Source organism: Lacisediminihabitans sp. H27-G8 (assembly GCF_046156175.1).
Lineage (GTDB): Bacteria > Actinomycetota > Actinomycetes > Actinomycetales > Microbacteriaceae > Lacisediminihabitans.
In genome coordinates this window covers 1-792 of sequence record NZ_JAYLVL010000018.1, presented here as the reverse complement: position 1 = coordinate 792, position 792 = coordinate 1, and the positions used below count along the sequence as shown (strand labels likewise).

Genomic DNA, 792 nt, shown 5'->3' with positions numbered 1-792 from the left:
GACAGGTGATCGGGTCGAGCCTCGGCAAGCATCCGCAGCGCACGCTCACGAAACTCCGCCGGATAAGGGTTAGTCATAGTTCCATCCTCCAAAAGGAAAGAGCGGAACGATACCCAGGGCGATTCAGTACAGCCGCGAATGTGTTGTCTGGGACTGCTGACGGTTTAGTTGACTCGTCTTGTTTGGGGTTTCAGGCCGCGTGGGCGGCTTGTGAATTGATTATCTCGAACTCGATCGGGGTGAGTCTGCCGAGTCCTCGCTGGCGGCGCCGGCGATGGTAGGTCCGTTCGATCCAGGTCACCATCGCGAGGCGAAGTTCCTGCCGGGTGCGCCACTTCTTCTTGTCGAGAACGTTCTTCTGCAGTAGCGCGAAGAACGACTCCATCGCGGCGTTGTCACCGCACGCGCCGACCCGCCCCATCGAACCGGTGATGCCCTCCTGCCGCAGCAACTCGACGAACTTCCTGGACCGGAATTGGGATCCTCGGTCCGAATGCAGGACCGTGCCGTCGACATCGCGGAGGGCGACCGCGTTGCGCACCGCCGCCACCGCGAGCTCCGCCGTCATCCGCGAATCGATCGAGTAGCCGATGATCCGGTTCGACCACAGGTCTTTGATCGCGCACAAATACAGCTTGCCCTCGTCGGTCCAATGCTCGGTGATGTCGGTCAACCACAGCTGGTTCGCCCGCTGCGCGGTGAAGTCGCGTTGCACGAGGTCGTCATGGACAGGAGGGCCAGCTTTGCGGTTCAGGCCGCGTTTCTTCGAGAAATGCGACCAGATCCTCTGCT

1 protein-coding gene is annotated in these 792 nt (G+C 61.1%); it reads right to left on the bottom strand.

The genetic code is table 11. The features are described from left to right. Positions 1-190 precede the first annotated feature (190 nt). The coding region (locus VLI63_RS17640; RefSeq protein ID WP_409158158.1) for an IS3 family transposase at positions 191-792 on the bottom strand (602 nt) is incomplete at its 5' end.